The sequence below is a fragment of the Clostridium sp. E02 genome, from assembly GCF_003833015.1.
Taxonomy (GTDB): Bacteria; Bacillota; Clostridia; order Lachnospirales; family Lachnospiraceae; genus Lacrimispora.
Genome location: NZ_RJLQ01000019.1, coordinates 14,425 through 40,023 on the forward strand (window position 1 = coordinate 14,425; position 25,599 = coordinate 40,023).

The following is a 25,599-nucleotide window of genomic DNA, read 5'->3' on the forward strand; positions in this document are numbered from 1 at the left end:
TTTTACAACTTTATCTATTATAAAACAAAACATTGTATTCGTCCATGCAATAATTCCTCCATTAATTACAAGGCTGTTGTCTCATAGAATTGTGAAACTCATTTTTCCTATTGAATCATTTTCCATTCTCTTTTATAATTGGAAGTAAATCTGTATCTTTTGTTAAGAAAAGGAGAATGTACCATGGATGAAAATTACATACCGAAAAGATTGGCACAACTGCGTACCAAAAAGGGGGTGTCTGAGAAAGATATGAGTCTTGCATTGGGATTTCAAGAAGATACCATCCGTGACATCGAAGCACAACGCTCCTTGCCAACACTTGATACCTTTCTATCTATTTGTATCTATCTTAATATAAAACCAAATGAATTTTTTGATGAAGAGAACAAAAACCCTGTTTTGTTAAATCAGCTAATGGAAAAAATGGAAGATCTAAAAGAATCCGATTTTGATACGCTTTACCAATTGTTATTAAAAGGGCAAACCCTTGTAAAAAAAGGATCATAAAACCATCAATTTTCTGAATTATTAGAGAAAAAATCGGGAGTTATGAACCGACCTTAGGGTCTGTTTACTACTCCCGATTCTGTTCATAAATACCCATCAAGATCCCAACGAATAAAGCTTCCTTTTTCTGTTTTAGAAACCACTAGCTTTTTCCCGATCTGTTCTTTTAGTTCTGTTACATGAGAAATCATTCCTATCAGCTTCTTGTCTCCTGCAAGATCTTTTAGAATGCGGACTGCCCGTAACCTGGATTGTTCATCAAGGGAACCAAAGCCCTCGTCAATAAACATTGCATCCATACACACAGAACCAGCGGTGCTCTGTATGATATCTGCCATCCCAAGCGCCATGGCAAGAGCCGCCAAAAAGGACTCTCCTCCAGACAGTGATTTCACATCCCGAACCTGACCGGTGATCATACTGTATACATCCAGATCCAGTCCAACTTCTCCCTGTTTTCCAAGGGTTTCAAGATCTCTGCACTGCAAAAGAAACGCTCCATCCACCATCACCTTTAAACGCTTATTGGCTGCATGAATCATCTGATTAAAGTACTGCCTCTGCACGTAGGTTTGAAAATCCAGGCTTACAGATAACTTCCCATTGGCTGTTTGGCTTAAATAATAATATAGACTATATTCCTTTTCCAGTTGTTTTCTATCCTTCCACAGCCCATTTAAATTCTCTCTTGCCCGGACTGCACGACTTTTGATTCCCACTGTCTGGGAGAGGACTGGTTGCAGCTGTTTCAACTCCTCTTTTCTTTTATCCACCTGTTCCTTCCATGGAATTAAATCCACTTTCTTTTGACCTTTTGTCTGTTCCTGGTACTGATGATATATGGTTCTAGCTGTTAAAATCTCTTCCTCATACCGTTTAATCTGTTCCTTTAAGCCTTGCATTCGTTCCAATGGCTGTTTTGCTTTTCGATATTCTTCTTCCCCTGAAAACCCTAATTTTTCCAGTTGTTCTCCAAACGTAAGCTTTCCCTGTTCCAGCGCCTTTAAAAGAGCCTCTCTGCTCTCCCGCTCCGATGCCAAACGTCCTCTTTTTTCTTTCTCATATTCTAAAATCTGCTGGTACCGTTCCCCAGATTCCTTTTCCATACGTAAGATCTCTTGTTTTCTTTTCTCCTGTTTTTCCTGTTCCTGTTGTGCTTCTATTTTCTCCTCATAAGGCAGCTGCTTTTTTAACTGGTTGGCTTCCGCTAGCTGGCTGACTGCCACAAAGCGCTTCTCTTGATATGCCTCTCCAGCTTTTTCTTTTAAAGGTTCCAGCTTCTTTATCTGACTTTCGTTTCTCTCCGCCTCTTGTTGTAGTTCTTTTAAAAATGCTTCCGTTTCAAGTGCTTTCTTTTCCTCTGCTTTTCCTTGTTCCATAAAAGAAGAGGTTTCTCTTTGTTTATGAGAGAGTGTCTGTAACAAATCGTTTGGGTCTGCTGGCATGATAATCCATACCTTGGCATCGGATTCTATCTGTTTTTCCTGATGTGAGCAATTTTCAAACAACGTTGCAGCCGCAAGTACTGCCTTTGATCGTTCCTCTTCTGCCCGGTTTCTCTCACCTTTGGCCAGTTCTACCATATCTTCCGTAACACCGCCCTCTTTTAATTGTGCTTTTTGAGGGTGATGGAGCGAACCACAGACCGGACAGGAAATTCCTTCCGCCAGATCTTGTGCTAATATACCAGCCTGCAGAGCAAAAAAACGACGATAGACATTGTTGTATTTTTGCTCCGCCTCGTCATAATTAGATTGTGCATGTCTAGCTTTATCCTGTAGCTGTTTTAATTGATCTTTATCTTCCATCAGCTTTTTTTGTGCTTCGTTTAGTTTAATAAGTGCTTGATGCTGTTTTGACAAATCGATAAGTCTCTGTTTAATCTCTAAAATATTGCCAGATTCTGCTTCCAATTCTTTTCGCTGATCTTCTATTACTATGAGTCTGCTCTTTAATCGTGACAGCTCTGTAAGCAGGTTCTGATACTCCTCTTCCGCTTTCTTGGTTTCCCTATTAAAAAAGCGGTAATTTTTCATCTTTTCTTCCCACTCACGATACACTGGAAGTGCTTGCTCTAGCTGACTAATTCGTAGAGACAGTCCGGGGATTTCCTGTTGAGAAATTTGGTTCCATTCGTCTGCTTCTTTCCTGGCTGTCCGTAGGGATTCTTCCAGCCGTTTTATTTCCTTTGTCAACTGGCTTTCTTTTTCCATGGAAGCTTCGTACTCTCTTGTCTTCTCTATCAGCCACGTCTCCGCGCCTTTTGCTTTCTCCGCTTGTTCTGCTTTTTTTAACAGCTGCTTTTTTTCTTCCCAGCTGCCTTCCTTGCTTTTTAAATCATGAAAACGGATTTCTGCCTCTTCTAGCCGGTCAAACAACTGATTTCTTTCCTGGCCAATCTGTAGTTTTCCTTCCAACTCACGGAGTTTCCCTTCTTCCTCTTCCTTTTTCGCTAATATACTTTTTTCTTTTTCCTCAATCTCTGTAAAGATCTGATTCAGAAAGGATTGAATTTCTTCTATCTTAGTCTCCTGGCGCTGCAAAAGTTCCTTCCATTCAGGTTCTAAGAAACTGTTTTCTAAAAGCTCCATGTTACTAAGCTCATGACTGGTTAGTTTTCGGTTGTCCTCTAGGCGGTTGTGTAAAACCTGGAATCTTTCTTTTAGCTTCCACTGAATTCTGGCATAAATTCCAGTATTAAATATTTTAGTAAATATTTCTTTTCTTTCTTTCGATGAGGCATGAAGGAGCTTTATATATTCTCCCTGTGCTATCATTGCAATCTGGGAAAACTGATTTTGATCCACGCCTAAGATATCTACAAGTTTCTGATTGATATCCCGTAGATTCCCTACAAACTCAGACAGGTCCGGTAACAACAGAGAAACTTTCGCCGGAACTAAAACTTTTTTATACGTTCCGTTTTTGTCTTTTCTTTTACTTGTCCGGGTATAAGAAGGGCTTCTGGTAATCACATACGTTTCGCCTCGTTCCGAAAATGATAATATAACCTTTGTTTCATCCGTTTCCTTTGCATATTGACTCCGCATCATGGCTGAATCTCTTTTTTGTCCACTCGTTTCTCCAAACAAAGCAAACGATATGGCATCAAATATGGTGGTTTTTCCTGCTCCCGTATCGCCAGTGATCAAAAAAATTCCATGTCCAATCGTTTCAAAATCAATTGTCTGCGTCCCTCCGTAAGAACCAAACGCTGACATCGTTAGAGTAAGTGGTTTCATATTCCTTCTTCCTCCTTTGCTTCCTGAACAATTGTTTCTATAATCTTTTGGGCTTCCTCTGACAATTCTTCTCCTCTAACTGCATGATAAAACTGATGAAATGCCTCCAAAGGATTTAGAACCGGTACTGGTTCTTCTACATCCATTAATTTTTCTCTGGTTCTTTCATTCTCTACCCGCAGTTCCAGCAGATGATCATAGACTTCTTCCAGACGCTCCCGGATGCGGTAAGGCTCATCTTCATCGGTTAGGGTAACTCGAATAAAATCATGACAATTTTCTTTTGTTGCCCGTCTGATCACTTCCTTTAAACTGCCTCTTTCCTGTCTTACATCCTGTATTCCACAAAGAGGTAGAAACTGCAGCTCTGGTTTATCCCCTTTTTTGCCCATATGCAGGACTGTCACTGACTTTTTATGATGTTCCTCACTCACTGAGTATTTATATGGGGAACCACAATACCGAATTCTCTCCCCGAAAACATTCTGAGGCCCATGAATATGCCCCAGTGCTGTATAATCAAAATCCTGTAAAACCAAAGCATCTACACGGTCTAAACCACCTGCCATAATTACAGTCTGTTCCGATTCACACGTTTGCGGATCCATGCCGCCTCCGGTATAAAACTGATGGGATAAAAGTATATTCCGTTGGTTTTTGTCTACCAATTCTCGGGAAAGGACCATTCTTACCGCTTGTTCATATCCTTCCGGTGGATTATCCGGGCAAAGCTGTCTCACATACCCAGGTTTTAAAAAGGGAAGAAGATAAAAATTTAACGGACCGTACTCATCCGTCAAAACTACTTTCTTTAAAAAATCTTCCGGTTTTCTAGGCGGAAATACAGAAAGATGAATCCGGTGCTTCTCTAAAAAGGAACCCGCATAAGACAGCCGTTCTGGGGAATCATGATTTCCTGCGATGATTAAAACAGTAATTTGAGGAGAGATCTGGGACAAAGCTTCCAGAAAATTTCCAAATATGGTATATGCCTCCGCAGAAGGAGCCGTCTTATCATAGATATCGCCACAAATCATGATTGCATCTGGGTGTTCCAATCCAGCATATTCTACGATCTGGTTTAAAACTGCTTCCTGATTTTCTTTTAAACTATAACCATTTAATTGTTTTCCAATATGTAAATCAGATAGGTGAAATAGTTTCATAATGCCTCCGTTCTCCTCTTCTTTTGTACTATCATACCATACTTTTCTTTTCTGGTTAATGGAAATCTGGATTTCCCTCTACGCACTAAAAAAAGAAAAAACCGCAGGTTTTTTTGGTAATAAAACCACAAAACCTACGGGTGCACTCAATGATATTTAAAATAAGATCTGTGTCAATAAACTGGCAACAATTAGAATTAAAGCTCCACAAATCCTAGTTGCAATCTGAGAAAATGGTAACAATTCCATTCTTTTAGCAGCAGAGAGAACTGCAATATCTCCAGTTCCTCCCATGTTCGTAGTACAAAGTCCTGCTGTAATTGCAGACTCCACTGGATAGAACCCTACGAAGTAACCACCAATTGCAGCTCCGATTGAGACACTTGCTACAACAACAAATACCAATAACAAGTACATCGGAGTTACCGCTTTCGCAACCGCTCCTAAATCAATCATAGAGATACCAATTCCAACCAGTAGCGCACTGGTCCAGTTTTTCATAACAAATTGGGACCACTGGCGAGCAGAATCTTCAAATTTTTCCGGAATAATTCCAACCGCCTTGCTTACAGCAACCAATATAATCATCCACGCATAAGCATGAATAGAGGAAACAAAATGATTGATAATACCGCCTAACAGAAAGAAGAACATAGCGGTAATTAGACCAATTCCCAACTCTTCTAACGTAACTGTCGAATTTTTCTTTTCCTTTAAATCAGAAGTATGATTTCTCATAAGCATTCCATTTCCAGTAAAACCTGGTTTTAATTCTCCGATCTTTGCCAGCATACCAGCCCCGACGATTGCCATAACGTTTCCTAAAGTGGAAGCAGGAATCATTCTTGAGATAACCGCCGCAGAGTCGACATGCAATGCTTCTGCATACATACCAGACAAGGGAACCACTCCTGCCCCCATACCGCCACCCATCATTGGGATCGCTATGTACATAATCGCATCAACAAATCCATACCCGGTCAGCCCTCCCACGATACCCACCATAACAATGGCAAGAGACATGGCACAAAGGGCCACCGGAAGGAACCGTACGGCTGCTTTTAAAAGCAAAGAACGATCCATCCCTAGTATGCTTCCGGTTATTAATGCCGCTATGTAAAAATTCAAAAATCCAGTTGAGCCCATAAACGTAGAAACATTCTCTACCACATATTCTGGTATTACCTTTGTATATACAAGAGCCGCAGATGCAAAGATACAAACAATTGCTCCGCCCCCTAAAAATGTTTTAACAATGGGGAGATGATTCCCGATCACATTAAATAGTCCACCAAAAATCATCAGGATCAGTAATGCACCGATCATACCAGATGGCAGCCATTTAAAAATCATGGCGATCGTTGTTACTACTGTCAATAAAAGATAGATGGGCAATGGGATCCCAGAGATTTTAATCTTTTCCTCTTTCATTTATTTGACTACCCCCTGTTCAATGGCTTTTTCCTTAACAGCTTCTGCCACTGCTTTTGCCACTCGTTCATCAAATGCACCTGGAATGATATACTCTTCGTTTCGTTCTTCATCCGTTATAATACTAGCAATCGCATAGGAAGCGGCAATCTTCATCTCTTCTGTAATGTCTTTTGCCCTTGCATCGAGCGCTCCTCGAAAGATTCCTGGAAATACCAATACATTATTAATCTGATTTGGGAAATCAGACCGTCCGGTTGCAATTACTCTTGCTCCACCTTTTTTTGCATCCTCTGGCATGATCTCAGGAGTGGGATTTGCCATTGCAAACACGATCGCATCCTTTGCCATAGAAGCAACCATCTCAGAAGTTACAATCCCTGGTGCGGAAACGCCTATAAAAACATCTCTTCCCTTCATCACTTCCTGTAAATCACCATGGAGATTTTCTTTGTTGGTAATTGCAGCCATATCCTTTTGTGCATCATTCATCCAGGTTTCCCCTTGAGCCAATGCTCCTTTTTTATCCACTAAAATAGCATTTTTGAGTCCCATTGATAACAGAAGTTTGCAGATGGAAATTCCAGCGGAACCGGCTCCGTTGATTACCACCTTCGCATCTTCCATCTTTTTCCCTACCAGTTTCAATGCATTGATGATACCTGCAGAAACCACAATCGCAGTTCCATGCTGATCATCATGGAACACTGGGATGTCCAGTTCTTCTTTTAATCGGCGTTCGATTTCAAAACATCTTGGTGCAGATATATCTTCCAGATTGATCCCGCCAAACGTAGGTGCCAGATAACGGACTGTTTTTATAATTTCTTCTGTATCTTTGGTATCAAGGCAGATAGGGAAGGCATCTACATCTCCAAACGTCTTAAACAAAATTGACTTTCCTTCCATTACAGGCATTGCCGCCTCCGGACCAATGTCCCCTAGCCCTAAAACAGCGGTCCCGTCACTAATCACTGCTACCAAATTACCTTTTGCTGTATACCGGTAGACTTCTGACTTATCATCACGGATCTTTCTACAAGGTTCCGCAACACCAGGGGTATAAGCTGTACTTAAATCTTCTCTGGTTTTAACCTCTACTTTTGAAACCACCTCAATTTTCCCCTTTTTCTGTTCATGCAATTGTAATGCCAGTTTGTTATAATCCATAACCTTCTCACCATTTTCTTTCTGTATTTATTTGTCTCAATGGTAGCACGTCACCTTTTGTTTGTAATCTTGTGTATCTTATTAAAAACTTATGTAAGTAAAAAAAATTAGCTGGAAAACAAAATATGGTTACACGTTGCTTTTCCCCCTCATTTCTACTACAATAGGTTCATTAGGGAGGTATGTCATGAAAGAAAAGCCTTTGGAACATCACATATATGTATCTCAGTTACTTGGAATCACCCTGTCGATTCTACTATCCCTGGGGATTTCATTGCATTACAATCTGGTCACAAAGAGAAATTCTCTCGATATGAATATAAAAAATGCGGGAATAATTATTTCCCAATCTCCAGAAGTTATTCTTCTGTTAAAAAGTGGAACTTCCTCACTTTCTTTTAACAAACGAATGGATCAAATGGTGAAAGAGCTATCCTACGTTGACATCGTAACCATTTGTGACACCAAAAGCACCCGGTACTACCACAACAACAAAAAGTTAATCGGTAAAACCTTTGTGGGAGGGGATGAAACCATGATTATTCATGGGGCACCGCCCTATATTACCAACGGAAAAGGAACCCTAGGAAAACAGCGAAGAGCCTTTTATCCAGTTACCGACAAAACGGGAAGCATAATTGGCTTTGTGATGGTCTCCGTACTAACCACTAGCATTCTACAATTAACCCATAACATTCTTGCTGTATTTTTGTTGTTAGCCGTATTACTCACTTCCATGGGGTATTTGACTTCCTATTTGCTTTTTTCCAGATTAAAGAAAATTCTGTTTGGATACCGTCCAGAAGATTTCAGAAAAATTCATATTGAACGAAAAGAAGTCTTAGATGCGCTGGAGGAAGGAATCTTTGCCATCAATACAAAGGGCGAACTAATCCTAATAAATGAATCAGCGAAAAAAATTCTGGATCTAAATGAAATGCCGGAATACGGCACGAAACTAACCGATATTTATCCGGAAACCAGACTCCCTGCCGTTCTTCAATCATCGGAACCAGAATATAACATTAATCTAACCATACAGGGCAAGCATATTATGTCAAGCCGGATTCCGATTATTGAACAAGACAAAATCCTTGGTGCTGTTTCTATTTTCCGAAATAAAACAGAAGTGACAAAAATGGCCGAAGAATTAACTGGAGCACGGTATATGGTAGAAACACTCAGAGCATTCAACCACGAGTTCAAAAATAAGCTGCATGTCATTTTGGGATTTATCGAAATGGGACATCCTGAAAAAGTGACAGATTTTATCTTAAACACCGGTGTTGTTTCTACCCAGGCGGTCAGTGATGTGACCCAAAAAATACAGGTGCAAAGCATAGCTGCTCTTTTGATTGGGAAAATCATCCGTGCCAGTGAACTTGGGATTCATCTTATCTTAAAACCAGATAGTTCTTGTAACGAATCAGAATTATACATGCCTGCAGATTTGTATATTACAATTCTTGGTAATTTGATTGAGAATTCCATCGAAGAATTAAACCATCAAAGCATTGCCATGAAGGAAATTGAGATTGGTATCAATATCTGGAAAACAGGAAGCATTCTATCTGTGGATGATACCGGAAGAGGCATTCCCATGGAAGTCCAGAAACATATATTTGAGAAAAACTTTTCAACCAAGGGAAAAAACCGGGGATCTGGCATGTTCCTTATTAAGAGCCTAGTAGAGCAATATCACGGTACCATTGAGTTGGAAACCGAGGAAAATGAAGGGACCTCATTTGTTATTACTTTTGCACAGGAGGAAAATCATGTATAAAGTTATGATTGTAGAAGATGATCCCATGGTGGCATCCATTAACAGACAATACGTGGAACTAAACAAATACTTAACGGTAACTGGACATTTTAGCAATGGTCAGGAGGCACTGGAGTATTTAAAAACAAATTCTGCAGATCTTTTAATTCTTGATGTATATATGCCGGTTATGGATGGCGTGGAATTGTTGACAGAAATAAGAAAACAAAAGAATCACATAGATGTCATCATGGTCACTGCTGCCACAGATGGCACTCATGTAAAACAGCTATTATCTCTGGGTGTCATTGATTATCTAGTAAAACCGTTCGAATATATCCGATTTAACCATGCACTTGCACGATTTATGGAACATCGGGAGTTATTAAATCAGGAGACGTTTTCCCAACAGCAGCTAGATTCCCTATTTGAATCACCTGTAGGTCAGGTCTCAGCTCAGGAAGTTCTAAGGAAAGGGCTGCAGGAAAAAACATTAGAAACGATACTTAATTTTATGAAAAGCCATCCGTCTAATTCTCTTACAAGCGAGACCATTGCGGAAGAAGTTCATCTTTCCCGTGTCACAGTAAGACGGTATATGAATTATCTACTAGATAAGAAACAAATTATTAGTGATATTGATTACACAACAGGAGGAAGGCCGTCCATTATCTACCGTTATGTGAAGAGTCAAAAATAAAGAGATAAGGGCTTTTTACCGCCCTTATCTCTTTATTTTTGAATTTCATTGATTTCATTGACCCATTTTTCCAGACCAGGGGAAAAGCTTTTTCGTACGATCTCCTCAGCTTCTCTTGCCTCGGCTTTTTCTTTTGGTGTTAATTCAACCACCTTGATCCCCTTTTCAACCAGTTCATTTCTTAATCTTTCTTCCTCCGGCCCGATTGCTTCCCGATTCCATTCCGATGCCATGCGTCCGGCTTCTTTCAGAATATTTCTATCTTCTTCACTCAGTTCATTCCACTTATCCTCTGCCATCATGACCACTCCTGGACTATAGACATGTTCCGTTACAAGATAATAAGGAGCAACTTCATAGAAACGGTTAGACAGATAAGCAGTGAGTGGATTTTCTGCACCTTCTACATAACCGCTTTCCAACGCATCATAAAGTTCTTCATAAGGCATGGGAATGGGCTGCGCTCCAAGGGCGGATAAGGTATCCATCATCAGTACGGATTCCGGTACACGAATTTTTTTCCCTTTTATATCCGTAAGTCTTCTGACTTTTTCTTTCATTAACATATTTCTAGGACCTTCATCGGTATAAAAAAGTCCTACCATATTGGAACCATTTTCCATTCCCTCTGATAAAAAAGCCTTTCCTACATCATCTGCTGTCAGTACTTTCCAAAGTCCTTCTCTGTCCTTGAAAATATAAGGAAGTCCAAACAAGGTTAGTTTTTTAAAGTTATAACCTGTCAATGAATTGGTATTGGCACGATAAATATCCACAAGACCGTTCCCTTTATTTAATGCGTTAAGTGAAGTCTTTTCACCTCCCAATGATGCACCAGGATACACATCGACCTGAATTCGCCCTCCAGAAAGTTCATCCACGTATTTTGCGAACTGATAAGCAACTTGTGCGGTTATATTATCCTCCGGATTTACTTCCCCATATTTTAAAACCAGTTCTGGCTCTGTACTTTCCGATTGTTTTGCTTCCGCGGTTGCCTGAGCTGCCTCTGCTTCGTTTGACTCTTCGGCTGAAGGAACTGACTGAGGACTTTTATTTTCCTTTTTTAGACCACAGCCAGTCAAGCATACTGCCATAACAACCACAAACACCAAAACCGCTGGTTTATACATGTTGATCCCTCCTGTTTTCATTTAATAGCCCATATGATTTGTATTATACCCAAAAATTCTATTTTCAATAAAAAACACCATCTGAACCTTCGGCCGATAATTTATGAAACTTAAAATCAATGGAAAAAGAAAAGAAGCAAGACAATGACACGTTTCCTGCTTCTTTTCTTTTCACGTTTTTCATATTAATCTATTTATACTAAAATCACACTGCTTTCATACCCTTTGATTCAATCATCATTGGGTCCCCTTTTGTCTGTGGTAAGATAGCCTTTCAATAAATCTTCTATACTTTACCCCTCCTTGTTTATTTTTTAGCATCCTCAATTTTCAATTGTTCTTTTTGCATACCACAGGCAAATGCATCTAGAATTGAAAATGTGATACTATTTCAAAAACAATTATAATACATATTATAACATTTGTTTCATATATGTAACAAATAACGGATTGTATGTAACTTTTGGTAAAATTCTATTTATTTTTGCTCATAAAGAACTGCTCTTAACGTAAAAATTCCATTCTCCCCTACTGCATTTAAGGAGCCATGATATTTATTCGCCACTTTTTTCATAGAACGAATCCCCAGACCGTGAATTCCATCTCTTTTACTACTTTTTAATTCGCCTTCATCCTCTTTCCTGTAATCTCCTTGAAATCGGTTTTTCACATTCAAAAGAAAGCATCCCTTTTCATATTTCATTTCAACCCACATATCCCGTTCTGACTCTCCCACCGATTCCAATGCTTCTACTGCATTATCAAACGCATTTCCCTGAAGGATACATAAATCAGTTTCTTTAATATTTAAATCCAAGGGAAGATTGATACTTGTTTTTAAATTAATCTTTCGATCATTCGCTTCTTTGCACAAGTGATTAACAAGCGCATCAATTACCAAATTTCCGGTTGTTCCTTCCCTGCGCCCTTTCTTTCCTGTCTCCCCAATCATCTGTGATAGAATCTCCATCAACTTGTCTGTTTCTTCATATCGGGCTAGTTCATGAATATAAATTAGTTTTTGTTTTAGATCATGTCGTTTTGTGTGAAGCTCTACCACTTCCTCTTCTTCCAGATGTTTTTGCTCTTGAAGCAGGTCTAACTGTCTGACGTAATAGCGTTCATTCATCTTAACCTGTGCTTCCTCGATCCGTTGAAGGTAAGTTGGATAGATACATAAGTTTAAAAGAATCATTGCAACCGTACCAAGCATCAGCCATCCCAGAACTCGATCTGCTTGCTGTGTCGTTTGCTCCACCGTCATAAAAAAAGCAATGTATACCGTCATGGCGGTCATCAAAGGCAAGATCAGTGAAATCACCTCGATACAAAGCTGATTTCCAATTTCTTTCTTTTTCATATAATTACGGATTCCCCATACAAATGGTACCATCACTAGGTCAGACAGAATAAAAATAGTTCGGATTCCGTTATGATCTACCCCTATCAATAGTTGGAATCCCAGCAGGAAAAAAACCTCACATAGACCCCAAAGTACTGCAAACAAAAAGGTAAACGTAAACCGCTTCCAGACTGGATCCGTATAAGCCAAAAATCCTACCAATTCCATGGATACAAAGGAACCGAGTAAAAAAATACCCCAAGTCCCTGCAGTTACATTCATAGTTATGTACATCTGCGCAAAAAAGAAAAGCAACCACCCCGCTGCTCTTTGTCTTCCTTTGATTTCGATTAAAAATATACCCAGATATGTTTTTAGCAAAATAATACGAAACGAAGAAAAACAAATACTGACAATGATTTGACTCATACATGGCACCATTCCATAGACTCATATAGGTTCTCTTCTACTTCTTTTCTCCTGCTTCGGCTTACTGGAAGGCAAGTTCCATCGGCCAGTTCAACAAAATCAGCAGAGCACCGGGCGATATAAAAATAATTAACCAAATACGATTTATGAATTCGAACAAAACGAACCCTTTGTTCTTTTAACTCTTCTTCCACAACTTCCAGACTCTTATAGAGACGGTAACGTCCACTTCCACTCTCAATTTCTGTCATTCTCCGTTTGCTCTCAAAATATTTTACTTCTGTTAACTTAATCTTATAATCCGATCTATCATATCGGAACCGATAATACTGATCCTCTTTTTCTATCTGATTCAGAACGTGTTGAAACGTTTCTGTAAATTCATCCTCATCAATTGGTTTCACTAAAAAACCAATGGGTGCTGAACGAAATGCTTCCTTCATAAAACTTTCATAAGATGTGACAAATATTAGTTGTACAGAGCGATCCATATCCCTGATGGTTTCTGCTGCTGTTAAACCATCTAGCCGCTCCATCCCAATATCCATAAAGATAAGATCAAAGTGCTTTCCCTCACTTACCTCTTTTACAATTTCTTCTCCATCTATATAGGTTAAAATCTCCATACTAATACCTAGTCTCCGGCTGAGTTTACACAGACGCTTTTCCATTTCCCACAGCAGTAGACGGTCATCGTCGCAGATGCCAATTTCTAACATGGCCATTCCTCCTACTATTTTGTAATCACTTATAGACAATTTCTTTGCGATTAAATCATATAACGAAATTCGTCATTTTTCAACCCAAGTGCCAAAATTATACATGATAAGTGCCAAAATTTGCAAGGCTGGCTTAGCCCTCTATTCTTCTTTGACGATATGAATCACACCTCCGCAGACACAGGAAAGGACACTCGATTCAGAAAGAACCGGTTCTCCATTCAGCTGATTGTTTTTATCTTTGATCATCCAAGGGATTAAAACAACGGGAACACAATTCTGAGGAGGTGTCATCCGCCTGCATGTTCCAAAAGAGGAAAGATTGCAGCCTGGTTTGTAGTCCATTACAGTTGCCTGGTTCTTCCCATTAATTTCTGCCCCATGGCTTTTTGGTACTTTCAGCTTACACGTACCGTTTCCCATTGTACATTTTAAAAGGCAGCCATCGGCAGCCAGATTATTATCATTCATTCTTTGCACCTCACATTCTTTCATGAAACATAATTAAAAAGTCCCAAACTGCAAACAAATACGTTTGCAATGCAGGGAATTATATTTCGAATACAGTATACAACTGATTTTACGAAAATTGTTCCTTGATGTAAAAAATAACAGGTTAAATGTAACTTTTGGTAATATATTTACTATTTTATCCCTTGCTTATAGATATTTAAAACCAGTTTTTTGAGTGATGAAAAATTTTTACATTACAAAAGCAGGTGCATTGTTTGTAGAATCAAACAATGCACCTGCTTTTATGTTTTACTTCAACTTACTTCATTAATTACCTTATCTATAAATATTTTTACCCACTCCTTACAAAACTGGGTTCCAGCTCCCCTCTCTAATTCACAGACTGCCTGTTCTTTGGGCAAAGCATGCCGGTAACTTCGTTCACTAATCATGGCATCATAAGCATCTGCGATGGCTATAATCCTTGACTGCACCGGTATCTGTGTTCCTTTTAGTCCTTTGGGATAGCCACTTCCATCCCAGTGTTCGTGATGGGCAAGAACATAATCTGCCATTTCAGATAAGTCATTCACTGTACTTAATATCCGATAGCCAATTTCTGGGTGCTTTTTTATCTCTATCCATTCGTTTTTATCTAATTTTCCGTTCTTGTTTAAAATCCCTTCTTCAATGGCAACCTTACCAATGTCGTGCAACAGACCAACGGTTTTTAATTCCTTGATCTCATCTTCTGGAAAACCAAGAGCCGTTCCCATTTTTTCACAAAGATTTGACACCCGAAGCGAATGTTCTTCCTCTCTGGGATTTTTCTCATGCAGAGTGGTCATTATCGTATAGATCGCTTTTCCCCTCATACTTGGACTCTCCAAAAGTTTCCTTCGATGCATAAAGTCTTCGGCATTTTTCAGGCTTTTTATCATAGGATCCTCCTTACTGTTTTTCAAACTGTATCCAAAGGAAAGAGAAAGCGCTACTTGATTGATCGATCTTTTTTTTGCAGATTCACTGAGTACGTTGATTTTCTCCCTGACTTCATGTTCCAAAGTATTCGGGGAAAGCAAAACGAATTCATCTCCTCCAAGTCTGCATACCACATCGGTTTCCCCACGTCCTTCTATAAGAACCTGCGCTGCTGACTGGATCAATTGATCCCCTGCTGCAACTCCAAACGAATCATTGATTAACTTCAATCCATTGATATCCGCTATCGTTATCCCCAGTGGATAATAAGATTTTTGATCCAGTTGTATGAGCATTTTTTCAAAATATTTTCGATTGTAAAGTCCAGTTAAAGGATCATGATAATTTAGATAGTTCAGGCGATCTTTCGTCAGCTTTTGACTTGTAATATCATTTAAGATAAAAACCAGCTGATGGGGTTTGGAGCAAAACCCAGTTACCTCATAATACCTCTTGGTTTCTTTTAAAAACCACTCAAATTTTACAGGCTTCCCAGTTCCTAACGGTTCTTTGAGTTGATCCACAAATTCCGGTTCCACCTTTTTATGTATTTCACTGAATGTTTGATTTAACATAACTTTTTCTTTGAAACCACCCATTTTTACATACCTTTGGTTTCCTTCAATGAGACGGTAATCCTCAAGTGAATCTTTATCCCTGCCTTCATAAACTGCGATTCCAACCTGCATATGCTGAATGATGGAACGATATCTGCCTTCTATTGTCTCATTCTTCTTTCTATGTGCATTTAAGAAATAACAAAGCACAAAAAAGATGCTAATTATAGAAAGGCTACCCAACCATTTATTGATCTGTATCCTAAGATGAGGAGCAAAGTCATTACTCTTTGTCAATCCATTCCATACACAAAGGGATGCAATTCCAAATAGAAATGGAATCAGACAGTAAGTTAATCCATTCAGTATGTTTTTCTTCTTTACATTACCAAACACATATGTATTTTCTCTCAGCATTTTCCCCACAAAAGTCCCTCCTTTGCTCCCCTTATTATACACCATTTTGGTGTGTTAAAAATAAAAAACTTTTATTTTATTTTAAGTTTTTATCTAAAGTAAACCCTTTCCCTCTTACTTCCCGGATTCCGTTCATAATAATAAATGCTTTGGGATCTATCTCCTGCACATACTGGTTTAACTGATTCATTTCTCGGTTAGGTAGTATACATAAAATGGCCTTTTGATCCAACCGCTCAAACCCCGTCTGAATCTGCAAAAAGGTAGAACCCCGATCCATATCTTTTTGAATCACAGAATTAATCCGTTCATACTCTTTGCTTAAAATCAACACTTGTACCTCACCAGCCCCATAAAGCAGTACCTGATTTAAAACAATGGAAGTCAACAACACGGATAAGATCCCATATAGTATTTGCTCCGTGTTTGAAAAAAACATTTGAATGAGTAAAACAGTGAAATCCAGACAGTACATCCCAAGTGCAATGGGCAAATGAAATTTTTTATGAAGCACCAAAGGAGGGATGTCCATTCCTCCGGTAGAGCCGCCAAGGCGCATCACAATCCCAAGTCCAAGACCGGTCAGCATTCCACCAAACAAGGCTGCTAACAAACGGTCATTTGTCAAATGCTTTAACATCTCTATTTTTAGAAACACATTTAAATAAAAGGGAAACAAAAAGGTGCTGATAAGTGTTGTAAATGCAAAGGATTTTCCCAAAGCCAAGAAACCAAGTAGGAACATGATGACATTGATCGCTGCAACGACAATCGACATGTTTACATGGAAAAAATACTCCACACTTCTTGCAATACCGGCGCTGCCCCCTACCAAAAAGTGATTTGGGATAGAAAACGCTGATATTCCAAATGCTAAAACAGCATTTCCTACTGCGATTCCCAAGATAGTAAGTATTTTTCTACTCATTCGTTCTGCCTCCGTTTCAATTCCCGTGAACCACATCGGTTCATTCTTAAATTCTGATCTGAATCCCTGTTTCATATTTTATATCATCTATAATTACTCGTACGTCAAATACGCCACAGAGTCCTTCTTTATCAACATTTAATGTTACTTCCCGATCATCTTTGGGAAGAAATGTACCAGAACACATAGCCAAAAAGCGTTTGGCACTTGTAGAGATGAAGTAACGGTGAATTTCCTCTGGATCATCTGCTTTCTCTAGCTGGAACATAACTAACTGTCCCTTTTTAAATTTTGCCTTAAACAAAATTCTGTCATCTTCCTCGGTTAGTTTTGCCATACACCAAGAAGGAAGCAGTTCTCCAGTAGCCGTAGCTGGTACCTCTGTCTCGAATTCTCCAGTTACTCCAAGACTTCCAACCACTCTTCCAAGCCCGAATGTTTCATGAGTCTCATCTTTATAAAGTTTCATCTTTTCCGCTCGATAATAGTTAGAAGGAAGATGCATTTCATAAACAACTTCTCCTTCCATTACTTCTACCGTAATGCTCTTTAGAGTACATTCAGAATCGTCCAAATTCATATAAACCGGAAGCTCCTCACAGGTGACCCCGTGGTTATATCCCATTCCCCCAGAATGAACCAGATAATGCCCATCCCTGTAATATTCCACATTGGATATATAAGAGGAAAAGAAATCATTCTTTCTCTCTTTCCCAAACTGCCAGATTTGTTTTATGGTTCTATTCTCCGTATCAATGCGGTAACGGACTCCTCTTGAAAAATTATCTTGATTGAGCCGGTAACATTCTTTTTCTTTTCCACGCCAGTGCCCGTTATCAAACAACATAATATCCCCATCCGGAAGCATCATACAGGCATGCTGCTCATACTGCCAGTCAAATTCCTCCTGATTTACAGGTGTAAAGAAATATTTTTCTACCATATCAGCCGGCCATCCAGTTGGATCACCTAAGATCCAGTTTAGGTTTCCTGTCTCAAAATCGATATTAATAACCACATCCTGATGCCTTCCAGAAAGTGTTATGGAATGCGTCCGTTTGTCATACCAGATTGCATTGTTATGAAACCAATCATGTTCGGACCAACTTCCTGACTTTCCGGCAGTTTGTGGAAGAACCTTCTTAAAATCCCAGGTTTTTAAGATTGCTCCTGTGTTCCGATCTACTAAAACACATTCATCCTCTGTTGTCTTGGCATTCTTTTCCTGCGTAAGAATTAGCAGATTCCCATCTTCCATCTCAAACTGATCATGATGGTATCCACCTGGAATCCGGTATTCCGTATAAAGTTTTCCAACAAGATCCATTTCACAAACCCCAGCAGTGTAATAGGGCATGTCCAAAAGCCGGTTGGAACCAATGAGAATGTGACCATTTTTTGCCTGTTTTAAATCAAAGATAAAAGGCTCCACCAGATGCCATCTACAGTCTCCATGGTAGTCATACCCACCCGCTAAAGAATCTCCTGCCGGTGTAACAAACATCAACTGTCCATCCATATACTCGCTGGTCGTGCGAATATAATCCGCCTGATAAGGCATGTCTTTGATTGATTCTGTCTGAATGGTGACACTATGACATCCCCCTTTGGATAGAGAGATCATAACCGTATTATTGTATTCTGGATACAAACCCAATACTGGCAGTATATGTGTCTTAGACGCCTTGAATGTATGGGTGATGTCCCCTTTTGTTTCCTTTCCTTTTACGGTAATTGTCACAGCCTGTTCTTCCTCTGTTTCAAACAAAATCATGGAAGTAAGAGGATTGACAAAATAGGGATTAATCACCACATAAGGATGTTGATACGTATACATCCCTTTCTTTAATTCTTTTTCCATCGCCTGTTCCCGTTCCTGCTGGCGTATAATTAGGTGATTAATTCGTTCATAATCAATTCTATTGTTATTCATTGTCGCTCCTCCTGCTACTGTTTTTTAAGTATATCTATTTTACTCCCATTTACTCCCACTAAAAAATATCTATTGATACCATTTTTTCCCTGTTTCGACATTTTTAACATTAGACTTTCTATCATCTGACATTTATGGTATAATTTTTGCAGAATTAGTGCAATTTTAAGGGGGTAGTATGAATTTAGATGAAACATTTCTAACCACGCTTCGTGGTCTCGGCACTTTAATCCATGCAAAAAAGCACGATTGCCTTTACAACCGTGCTCATAGAGACAATTATGTTTATTGTCTAGAAGATGGGCTATGTGCCCTTCACAGTATATCTGCCAGTGGCAAGGAGCGGATCTACCAGTACTTTCTTCCAGGAGATTTTGTTGGGTTTATCCCTGCCTACCGGCCTTATTATCCAGACGATACCTTTTATGCTTTTTCCATTACTGCAAAATCAGCCTGTACCTTGTATCAGATTCCGTATCCGGTCTTCATCAACTTTATGGAGACGCATCCAGAGTTCTATCGGTGCCTTTTTGAAGCGACGGTTACTCATTATGATAATGCCTTAAAGCATTGTTATACCTTACAAGATGGAGATAATTTTATCAGTCTCTGTCAGGCTTTGATTGAACTTGCGGAGTATGATACCACAGAATATAGGATTCACAAGGACTTTTCTTATAGTGAAATCGCCAGTTACTTAGGAATTCATACGATTACAGTCACACGCATGATGGGGCGATTAAAAGAGATGGGTATCATAGCAAAATCTGGACATTTCACGATTATTTTGGATATGGACAGGCTATCTCGTATTTCCCGAGGAGAAGTATAATCTCCTCTCCGGCTATACGCTTAATGCGGTTATAATTTCTCCCACATAACATTGATGATAATCATTATTTGCATAATTTTGATCTTTGATGTCAGAATCATAAAATCCAGACGAATCAAATTGCTGTCTGTAAATCTTACGGCAGATCAGTACGAGCTTTGCCTGTTCATAATAAGGCGCCTCTCTGTCAAAGACAGGGGTTAGTCCAGTCTCTTTTCCTTTGTCTACATCACGTCCACTATGGGAACCGCAGTAATTTAATACAGACCGATAGGTCTCATCAAAGAAATTAAGAGCATAGAATTCATTCTCATCAATCAATTCCAGAGTATACCTTTGGGGACGTACATAGATAGTGGACACATTTTTGTGCCAGAGCACCCCGAAGCTTCCCCAGCTTACAGTCATCATATTATGTTTTTTTTCAGTACCCGCAGATAGGAGCATCCACTCTTTTCCCACGGTGTAAAACGGATCGATGCTGATTTTAGTTAAATCAACTTCTTTTAACATATTTTCTCCTCCTTCTTTTCATTTCCCTAGTCTTCTATTATTATAATTCCAATCCAGTTGTAAGTATACTAGGAATCAATTAAAAATCCAGAATACAAAGAAAGAGTCTGACAAATCAGACTCTAACGCTGGTGTACATTTTTTAATCCTTCTTATGTTTGATCGTAAATCCGGTGAATCCATATAGAATGGAAAACAAAGGCGTCATCCACAAGAGGGGAACGAATAATATGTATTGTGCCCATGCCACTCCTAAAGTCCCAGCCATATAGATCCCATACCCATGCCAGGGGATCATAGGACCAGCCAGGGTTCCGCTGTCCTCTAAACTTCTAGACAAAATCGAGGGTTCTATGTTCCGCTCTTTAAAGAGGGGACCCATCAAACGACCAGTCAGCACATGAGACATCGGGCTTGAACAGCTAATGATACTCGTCACATATCCAGATATGATTGTAGCAAGAATTAAAGAGCCATCTCCGTTGATTCTCTTTAAGAATATGGATAGAATCTGATTCAATACTCCCAATCGGTCCAACATCCCTCCCATGCCTACAGCAAAGGTGATAATGGCTACATACTGGAGCATACTGCTCATTCCTCCACGGTTTAAAATAGACTTTAATACTCCAATATCCGTATCACAGCTAAACCCATTATAGCAAACACCGATTACGGTACGCAGCGTTTCACCCTGTGCAAATATTGCCACCAAACCACCTGCGATTGCACCGATTCCCAAAGCTTCAAAAGCACCGACCCGAAAGATTAAGAGAACTATGATCAAGACAGCTGGTAACAGTGTAACCAATCCGATGTTAAAATTACCTTCCAGATAATTGATGTAACTATTTAAATCACCTGGATTATAATTCCCGCTTGTTTGTGTAATTCCAAGAATTGCAAAAATAACAATGCAAATTAAAAATGGTGGAACCGTAGTCCAGAGCATGCTTCTTATATGATCTCCTAGCTTTGCTCCTGCCACTGCGGGAGCAAGATTTGTGGTATCAGAGAAGGGACTTAACTTGTCTCCAAACATTGCGCCACAGATAACTGCACCTGCCACCATACCGGGATTGATTCCCATCGCATTGCCGATTGCCATCATCGCTACTCCAGCACTTCCAGCCGATCCATAAGAAGTTCCCGTTACCAAACTGAGAATGGAAGTAAATATCAAAGTAAATGGTAGTAAATACGTGGGGTTGATGGATTTTAGACCATATACAATGATGGTTGGTATGGTTCCTGAAAGCATCCAAGTCCCAATCAAAACACCAATCGCCATTAAGATGGTCATAGTGGGAAGAACTACTTTTAACGCATCAAACGCACTTTTTTTAATCTCCTTGTAATCAATCTTTAACACCAAACAAAACACGTAGATGATCAACCAGGAAAAAAACAAGCCAATCATTGGACCCCCGACCTTCAACCGGATGCAAACTGCTACGGAAGCTACAATTAAAATCATCAGGATTGCGGATTGCGGACCACTTAACGTGTTCTGATCCTTTTCTTTGGTTTCCATAACTAAATATCCTCCATTTGTGTGAATTTAACATTAACACAAGAATTATAGCAGAAATTTTTTATAAATGCAATTATATTTGAATAGATTTCAGAATTTTACGTTACATTGTCTGCAAATTTTTCACTTTTTTTTGTAACCAATTGTTACTTGTCCCTAAAATATCTACTTTCTTCTATTCTGATTCTGATTTTTATGGATATTTAGAATGGGTTTTGAATAAACTATAACAATAAAGAATCAGGGAGAATTCATGTTATGAAACTGGAAAAAAAATCCATTGTATATCTTTTACTTCCACTGGTTGTAGGGGCCTTGTCCGGAATTTTGACCGGCAACGGCATGAACCTTTACAAAAACTTAAATCAGCCTGCCCTTTCACCACCAGGCTGGATATTTCCTGTTGTTTGGACTATCTTATATCTTTTGATGGGACTGGGTTCTTATCTGGTTGCAACTTCATACTCCCCCTACAAAGACAAAGCACTCCTTTATTACATCATTCAGCTTATCCTTAATTTCCTGTGGAGTCCGGTGTTTTTTATTTTAAACAACTATGTTCTGGCGTTTTTCATCCTTTTACTTCTGTGGTATTTTATCATAAAAATGATAGCATCGTTTTGGCAGGTGAACAAAATAGCGGCGCTCTTACAGATTCCGTACCTACTATGGGTCACATTTGCAGGCTATTTAAATCTTGCCATTATTTTTCTCAATTAAATTTTTCATTCCAAAAAAAAGCAGATCAGTCATCACAAAGAAAGAACACCTTTCCTTGTCATAACTGATCTGCCTTTTCACTTTCATAAAACAATTGTATTTAATGAATCAATTAAATTAGAACATATTTTAATAGGAACAATACCGCCAGTACATACATAAGAGCACTGATTTTCTTCTCTTTTGCCTTTCCAGTTACTATATGAATGAAAACATAAGAAATTACTCCAAGAGAAATCCCCTCTGAAATGCTGTACATAAAAGGCATAGCAATGATTGCAATATAACAAGGAATCGCCTCTGTGAAATCTTTAAAATCAATCTTAGTTACCGATGTCAACATTAAAAATCCAACAATGATCATAGCCGGAGCTGTCGCAAAGGAAGGAATCGCAAGGAAAATAGGGGATAAAAACAGGGACAAGCCAAACAAAATGGCAGCTACCACTGCAGTTAGTCCTGTTCTTCCGCCTTCAGAAACACCGGCTGCACTCTCTACAAATGTAGTGGTGGTGGAAGTTCCAAGTACAGCACCTACAGAAGTTCCTACGGCATCTGCCATAAGAGCACCTTTAATCTTTGGTAATTTTCCCTCTTTATCAAGCATATCTGCCTTTGATGCCACACCGATCAAGGTTCCCAATGTATCAAACATATCTACAAATAAAAATGCAAACATAATAACAACAAAATCAAAGGATAACACTCTGCTAAAGTCTAGTTTTAGGAACGTGGGGGCTAGGCTTGGGATTTTAAATCCTGCGGAAAAATCAGGAAATACACTGAACATGCCAAGATCAGGATTGGGAACATATATGCCTGCCACCTGGCAGATCATACCAAGAATCCAGGTAATTAAAATTCCCCATAATATGTTTCCTTTTACATTTTTTATTACTAATACAGCCGTAATTAAGATTCCGACAATTGCAAGCAATACCGTAATTCCAACCGATTGAAAGGTTCCGTCAATCAAAGATCCTTTAAAAGAATACATGGTTACAAGAGTGGATCCATCTACTACAACCTTTGCATTCTGTAAGCCAATGAATGCAATAAATAGCCCGATACCAACAGATACCGCATGTTTTAGATTCATAGGAATTGCATTAAAAATAGCTTCCCGCACATTGGTTAGGGATAATAGGATAAAGATAAGTCCCTCAATAAATACAGCTGCCAGTGCCATTTCCCAGGAATATCCCATGTTAAGTACAACGGTATAAGCAAAGTATGCATTCAGTCCCATACCAGGCGCCAGCACAAAAGGATAATTTGCAAGACATGCCATTAACAAAGTAGCAACAAAAGCTGCCAATGCTGTGGCTGTAAATACCGCCCCGCTATCCATTCCTGCTGCTCCTAATATACTTGGATTGACAGCCAGGATATAAGCCATCGTCATAAAAGTAGTGATTCCAGCTACGACCTCAGTCTTTATATCTGTGTGGTTTTCTGATAAGTGAAACACCTTCTCCAAAAAACCTTCTTTTTTATTTGTTTCCATACTATCTCTTACCTCCTTGAGTACTTTTCTATTTTACTTCCTGCAACAACGTTTGCCCCACGCAGCGTTTTACAGGTTCGTTAAAATATTCGTCTTCCTTCCGCATACTTCCCTTTTATATGTCTGTCATCGGATAGGTAAATCAATCGTTCCAGCCGTTCTTTTAAAGAAAGTGGCTGTGGATGACGCAAACTGCTGTCATCAAGAATCAAAGCGTCAAAGTCATAGCCTTTTAAAAAGCTTCCTACCTTTCCAAAGAAAGAGCCTCCCCCTAAAGTCCCCAAATAAAAAACTTCCTCTACGGTAAGCGGTTTTAATGAAGAATCCACCAGGCACCATCGAAGTTTGGATGCAGAAATGGCATCCACCATGGCTCGAAAGATCGATTCCCCGCTTCCTGCAGCAACGTCCGTACCAAGTCCAACCTTAATCCCTTGATCCAAAAAGGTTCTTACTGGAGCGATCCCAGAAGCTAAATTACCATTGGATTGTGGACAATGGGCGACCGTAACTCCTCGTTTTTTTATCAGTTCCATCTCTTCATTGGAAGAATACACGCAATGTGCCATCACTGTGTTTTCTTCTCCACCAAACATCTGAAATTGATCATACGCCTCTCCATAAAATCCAGCAGTTGGGCAAAGCTTCTTTACCCATTGAATTTCATTTTGATTTTCTGACAGATGGGACTGTACCGGAAGTTTGTACTTTCTTCTTAGTCTACCCAAACGATCCATCAGATGATCTGTACAAGATGGGATAAACCGAGGAGTCAAAATAGGAGTTGTGTTCTTATATTTTGACCTGCAGTTTTGAATCCAGATTTCCGTTTCATACATCGATTCCTCTGCACTAGATTCGCAATAATACTCAGGGGAGTTGCGATCCATATTGACTTTCCCTATCATAGTCTTTAGTCCAGTCTCCTCCATCAGGTCCATCAAAAGTTCCGTTGCTGGCCTGTGTAAGGTGGCAAAGATACAAGCTCTTGTTGTTCCACTTTTTTTCATGGCATCTGCAAAAATCTGGTAAGCTTTTTTTGCATATTCTAAATCACCGTATCTGGCTTCCTCTGGAAATGTATTCGTATTCAACCAGTCCAAAAGTTCCAAATCCATATTAAGACCGCGAAAAGAATACTGCGGTGCATGAATATGTAGATCAATAAGCCCTGGAATTATTAACATATCGTCTAAGTCTGTAACCGGATACTCCAGAAACAGGTCTGGTATTTCCGAAAACACTCCTGCTGACTTTCCTTCCTGGCATATTAAGAAACCTTGTTCCACTGTTTTTAACCTATGGATATTCTCACTGTAGCATATGTTTCCCTTTAAAATAAAATTATTATCACTGGTCATAGAACCTCCTGTTCCGTAAGCACAAAAAATACGGCAGTTTAATTGCAATGTTCTATCAAACCCAAGCAATAAAAAACCACCGTTTTCTCTATTATCTCTCCAAACGCAGACAATAAAAACGCAACTAAAAAAGCTGCATTCCTGTCTCGTGGAAACTTATAGACAACTATTACGGTAGTTGGTAGAAACACTCAACCAATTATGAGCATATATAAGTTTCATCGAATATTAATACTTCACAAATCTATGTGACCTTTGA

The 25,599-nt window shown here is 39.2% G+C and carries 20 protein-coding genes and 1 riboswitch; of the genes, 5 read left to right on the top strand and 15 right to left on the bottom strand.

Features of this window, described 5'->3' with window-relative positions:
* Positions 1-183: 183 nt before the first annotated feature.
* The gene (locus EFT72_RS14545; protein WP_124067648.1) at positions 184-510 is read left to right on the top strand and encodes a helix-turn-helix transcriptional regulator; all 327 of its coding nucleotides are present in this window, start codon (positions 184-186) and stop codon (positions 508-510) included.
* Positions 511-593: 83 nt separating this feature from the next.
* Here EFT72_RS14545 and EFT72_RS14550 read toward each other — a convergent pair whose 3' ends face one another.
* The 4 genes from EFT72_RS14550 to EFT72_RS14565 all read right to left on the bottom strand — a co-directional run bounded on the left by EFT72_RS14550 (position 594) and on the right by EFT72_RS14565 (position 7,519).
* Entirely contained in the window at positions 594-3,752 is a 3,159-nt protein-coding gene (locus EFT72_RS14550; RefSeq protein ID WP_124067649.1) for an SMC family ATPase, read from the bottom strand.
* Positions 3,749-4,918: an exonuclease SbcCD subunit D gene (locus EFT72_RS14555; RefSeq protein WP_124067650.1), complete on the bottom strand. Its 1,170-nt coding sequence runs from the start codon at positions 4,916-4,918 to the stop codon at positions 3,749-3,751. Before EFT72_RS14555 ends, EFT72_RS14550 begins: the two co-directional genes overlap by 4 nt.
* 156 nt (positions 4,919-5,074) lie before the next feature.
* Positions 5,075-6,349 carry a 2-hydroxycarboxylate transporter family protein gene (locus EFT72_RS14560; protein ID WP_124067651.1) on the bottom strand — a complete coding sequence of 425 codons (1,275 nt, stop codon included), beginning with the start codon at positions 6,347-6,349 and terminating at the stop codon, positions 5,075-5,077.
* Positions 6,350-7,519: an NADP-dependent malic enzyme gene (locus EFT72_RS14565; RefSeq protein ID WP_124067652.1), complete on the bottom strand. Its 1,170-nt coding sequence runs from the start codon at positions 7,517-7,519 to the stop codon at positions 6,350-6,352. It lies immediately after the preceding gene.
* Between the two features lie 187 nt (positions 7,520-7,706).
* Here EFT72_RS14565 and EFT72_RS14570 point away from each other — a divergent pair, with 187 nt between their 5' ends.
* A complete protein-coding gene (locus EFT72_RS14570; RefSeq protein ID WP_124067653.1) occupies positions 7,707-9,302 on the top strand; it encodes a sensor histidine kinase in 1,596 nt (531 codons plus the stop codon).
* The gene (locus tag EFT72_RS14575; protein ID WP_124067654.1) at positions 9,295-9,981 is read left to right on the top strand and encodes a response regulator; all 687 of its coding nucleotides are present in this window, start codon (positions 9,295-9,297) and stop codon (positions 9,979-9,981) included. Before EFT72_RS14570 ends, EFT72_RS14575 begins: the two co-directional genes overlap by 8 nt.
* A 32-nt stretch (positions 9,982-10,013) precedes the next feature.
* Here the strand turns inward: EFT72_RS14575 and EFT72_RS14580 are convergent, their stop codons facing one another.
* The 7 genes from EFT72_RS14580 to EFT72_RS14610 form a co-directional block, all read right to left on the bottom strand.
* Positions 10,014-11,114 carry a TRAP transporter substrate-binding protein gene (locus EFT72_RS14580; RefSeq protein WP_164473166.1) on the bottom strand — a complete coding sequence of 367 codons (1,101 nt, stop codon included), beginning with the start codon at positions 11,112-11,114 and terminating at the stop codon, positions 10,014-10,016.
* Between the two features lie 478 nt (positions 11,115-11,592).
* A complete protein-coding gene (locus EFT72_RS14585; RefSeq protein ID WP_164473167.1) occupies positions 11,593-12,885 on the bottom strand; it encodes an ATP-binding protein in 1,293 nt (430 codons plus the stop codon).
* The gene (locus tag EFT72_RS14590) at positions 12,882-13,604 is read right to left on the bottom strand and encodes a LytTR family DNA-binding domain-containing protein (protein ID WP_164473168.1); all 723 of its coding nucleotides are present in this window, start codon (positions 13,602-13,604) and stop codon (positions 12,882-12,884) included. Before EFT72_RS14590 ends, EFT72_RS14585 begins: the two co-directional genes overlap by 4 nt.
* Positions 13,605-13,745: 141 nt before the next feature.
* The gene (locus tag EFT72_RS14595; protein ID WP_164473169.1) at positions 13,746-14,075 is read right to left on the bottom strand and encodes a DUF4280 domain-containing protein; all 330 of its coding nucleotides are present in this window, start codon (positions 14,073-14,075) and stop codon (positions 13,746-13,748) included.
* Between the two features lie 296 nt (positions 14,076-14,371).
* Positions 14,372-16,012 carry an HD-GYP domain-containing protein gene (locus EFT72_RS14600; RefSeq protein ID WP_243110028.1) on the bottom strand — a complete coding sequence of 547 codons (1,641 nt, stop codon included), beginning with the start codon at positions 16,010-16,012 and terminating at the stop codon, positions 14,372-14,374.
* 76 nt (positions 16,013-16,088) lie between these two features.
* Positions 16,089-16,940, bottom strand: a complete 852-nt coding sequence (locus tag EFT72_RS14605) for a YitT family protein (protein ID WP_124067659.1) — start codon at positions 16,938-16,940, stop codon at positions 16,089-16,091.
* Positions 16,941-16,986: 46 nt separating this feature from the next.
* A complete protein-coding gene (locus EFT72_RS14610; RefSeq protein WP_124067660.1) occupies positions 16,987-18,873 on the bottom strand; it encodes an aryl-sulfate sulfotransferase in 1,887 nt (628 codons plus the stop codon).
* A gap of 178 nt (positions 18,874-19,051) precedes the next feature.
* Here EFT72_RS14610 and EFT72_RS14615 point away from each other — a divergent pair, with 178 nt between their 5' ends.
* Positions 19,052-19,705 (top strand): Crp/Fnr family transcriptional regulator, encoded by a 654-nt coding sequence (locus EFT72_RS14615; RefSeq protein WP_124067661.1) that lies wholly within the window; start codon positions 19,052-19,054, stop codon positions 19,703-19,705.
* Positions 19,706-19,717: 12 nt separating this feature from the next.
* Here EFT72_RS14615 and EFT72_RS14620 read toward each other — a convergent pair whose 3' ends face one another.
* Positions 19,718-20,218, bottom strand: coding sequence for a flavin reductase (locus tag EFT72_RS14620; protein WP_124067662.1), 501 nt, complete (start codon positions 20,216-20,218; stop codon positions 19,718-19,720).
* A gap of 142 nt (positions 20,219-20,360) precedes the next feature.
* Positions 20,361-21,752, bottom strand: a complete 1,392-nt coding sequence (gene nhaC / locus EFT72_RS14625; protein ID WP_124067663.1) for a Na+/H+ antiporter NhaC — start codon at positions 21,750-21,752, stop codon at positions 20,361-20,363.
* Between the two features lie 258 nt (positions 21,753-22,010).
* Here nhaC and EFT72_RS14630 point away from each other — a divergent pair, with 258 nt between their 5' ends.
* A complete protein-coding gene (locus EFT72_RS14630; protein WP_124067664.1) occupies positions 22,011-22,472 on the top strand; it encodes a TspO/MBR family protein in 462 nt (153 codons plus the stop codon).
* A gap of 112 nt (positions 22,473-22,584) precedes the next feature.
* Here the strand turns inward: EFT72_RS14630 and EFT72_RS14635 are convergent, their stop codons facing one another.
* Positions 22,585-23,979, bottom strand: coding sequence for an NCS2 family permease (locus EFT72_RS14635; RefSeq protein WP_124067665.1), 1,395 nt, complete (start codon positions 23,977-23,979; stop codon positions 22,585-22,587).
* An 80-nt stretch (positions 23,980-24,059) separates the two neighbouring features.
* Positions 24,060-25,340, bottom strand: coding sequence for an amidohydrolase family protein (locus EFT72_RS14640; protein ID WP_124067666.1), 1,281 nt, complete (start codon positions 25,338-25,340; stop codon positions 24,060-24,062).
* Between the two features lie 139 nt (positions 25,341-25,479).
* A riboswitch (purine riboswitch) is annotated at positions 25,480-25,575 on the bottom strand.
* Between the last annotated feature and the right edge of the window lie 24 nt (positions 25,576-25,599).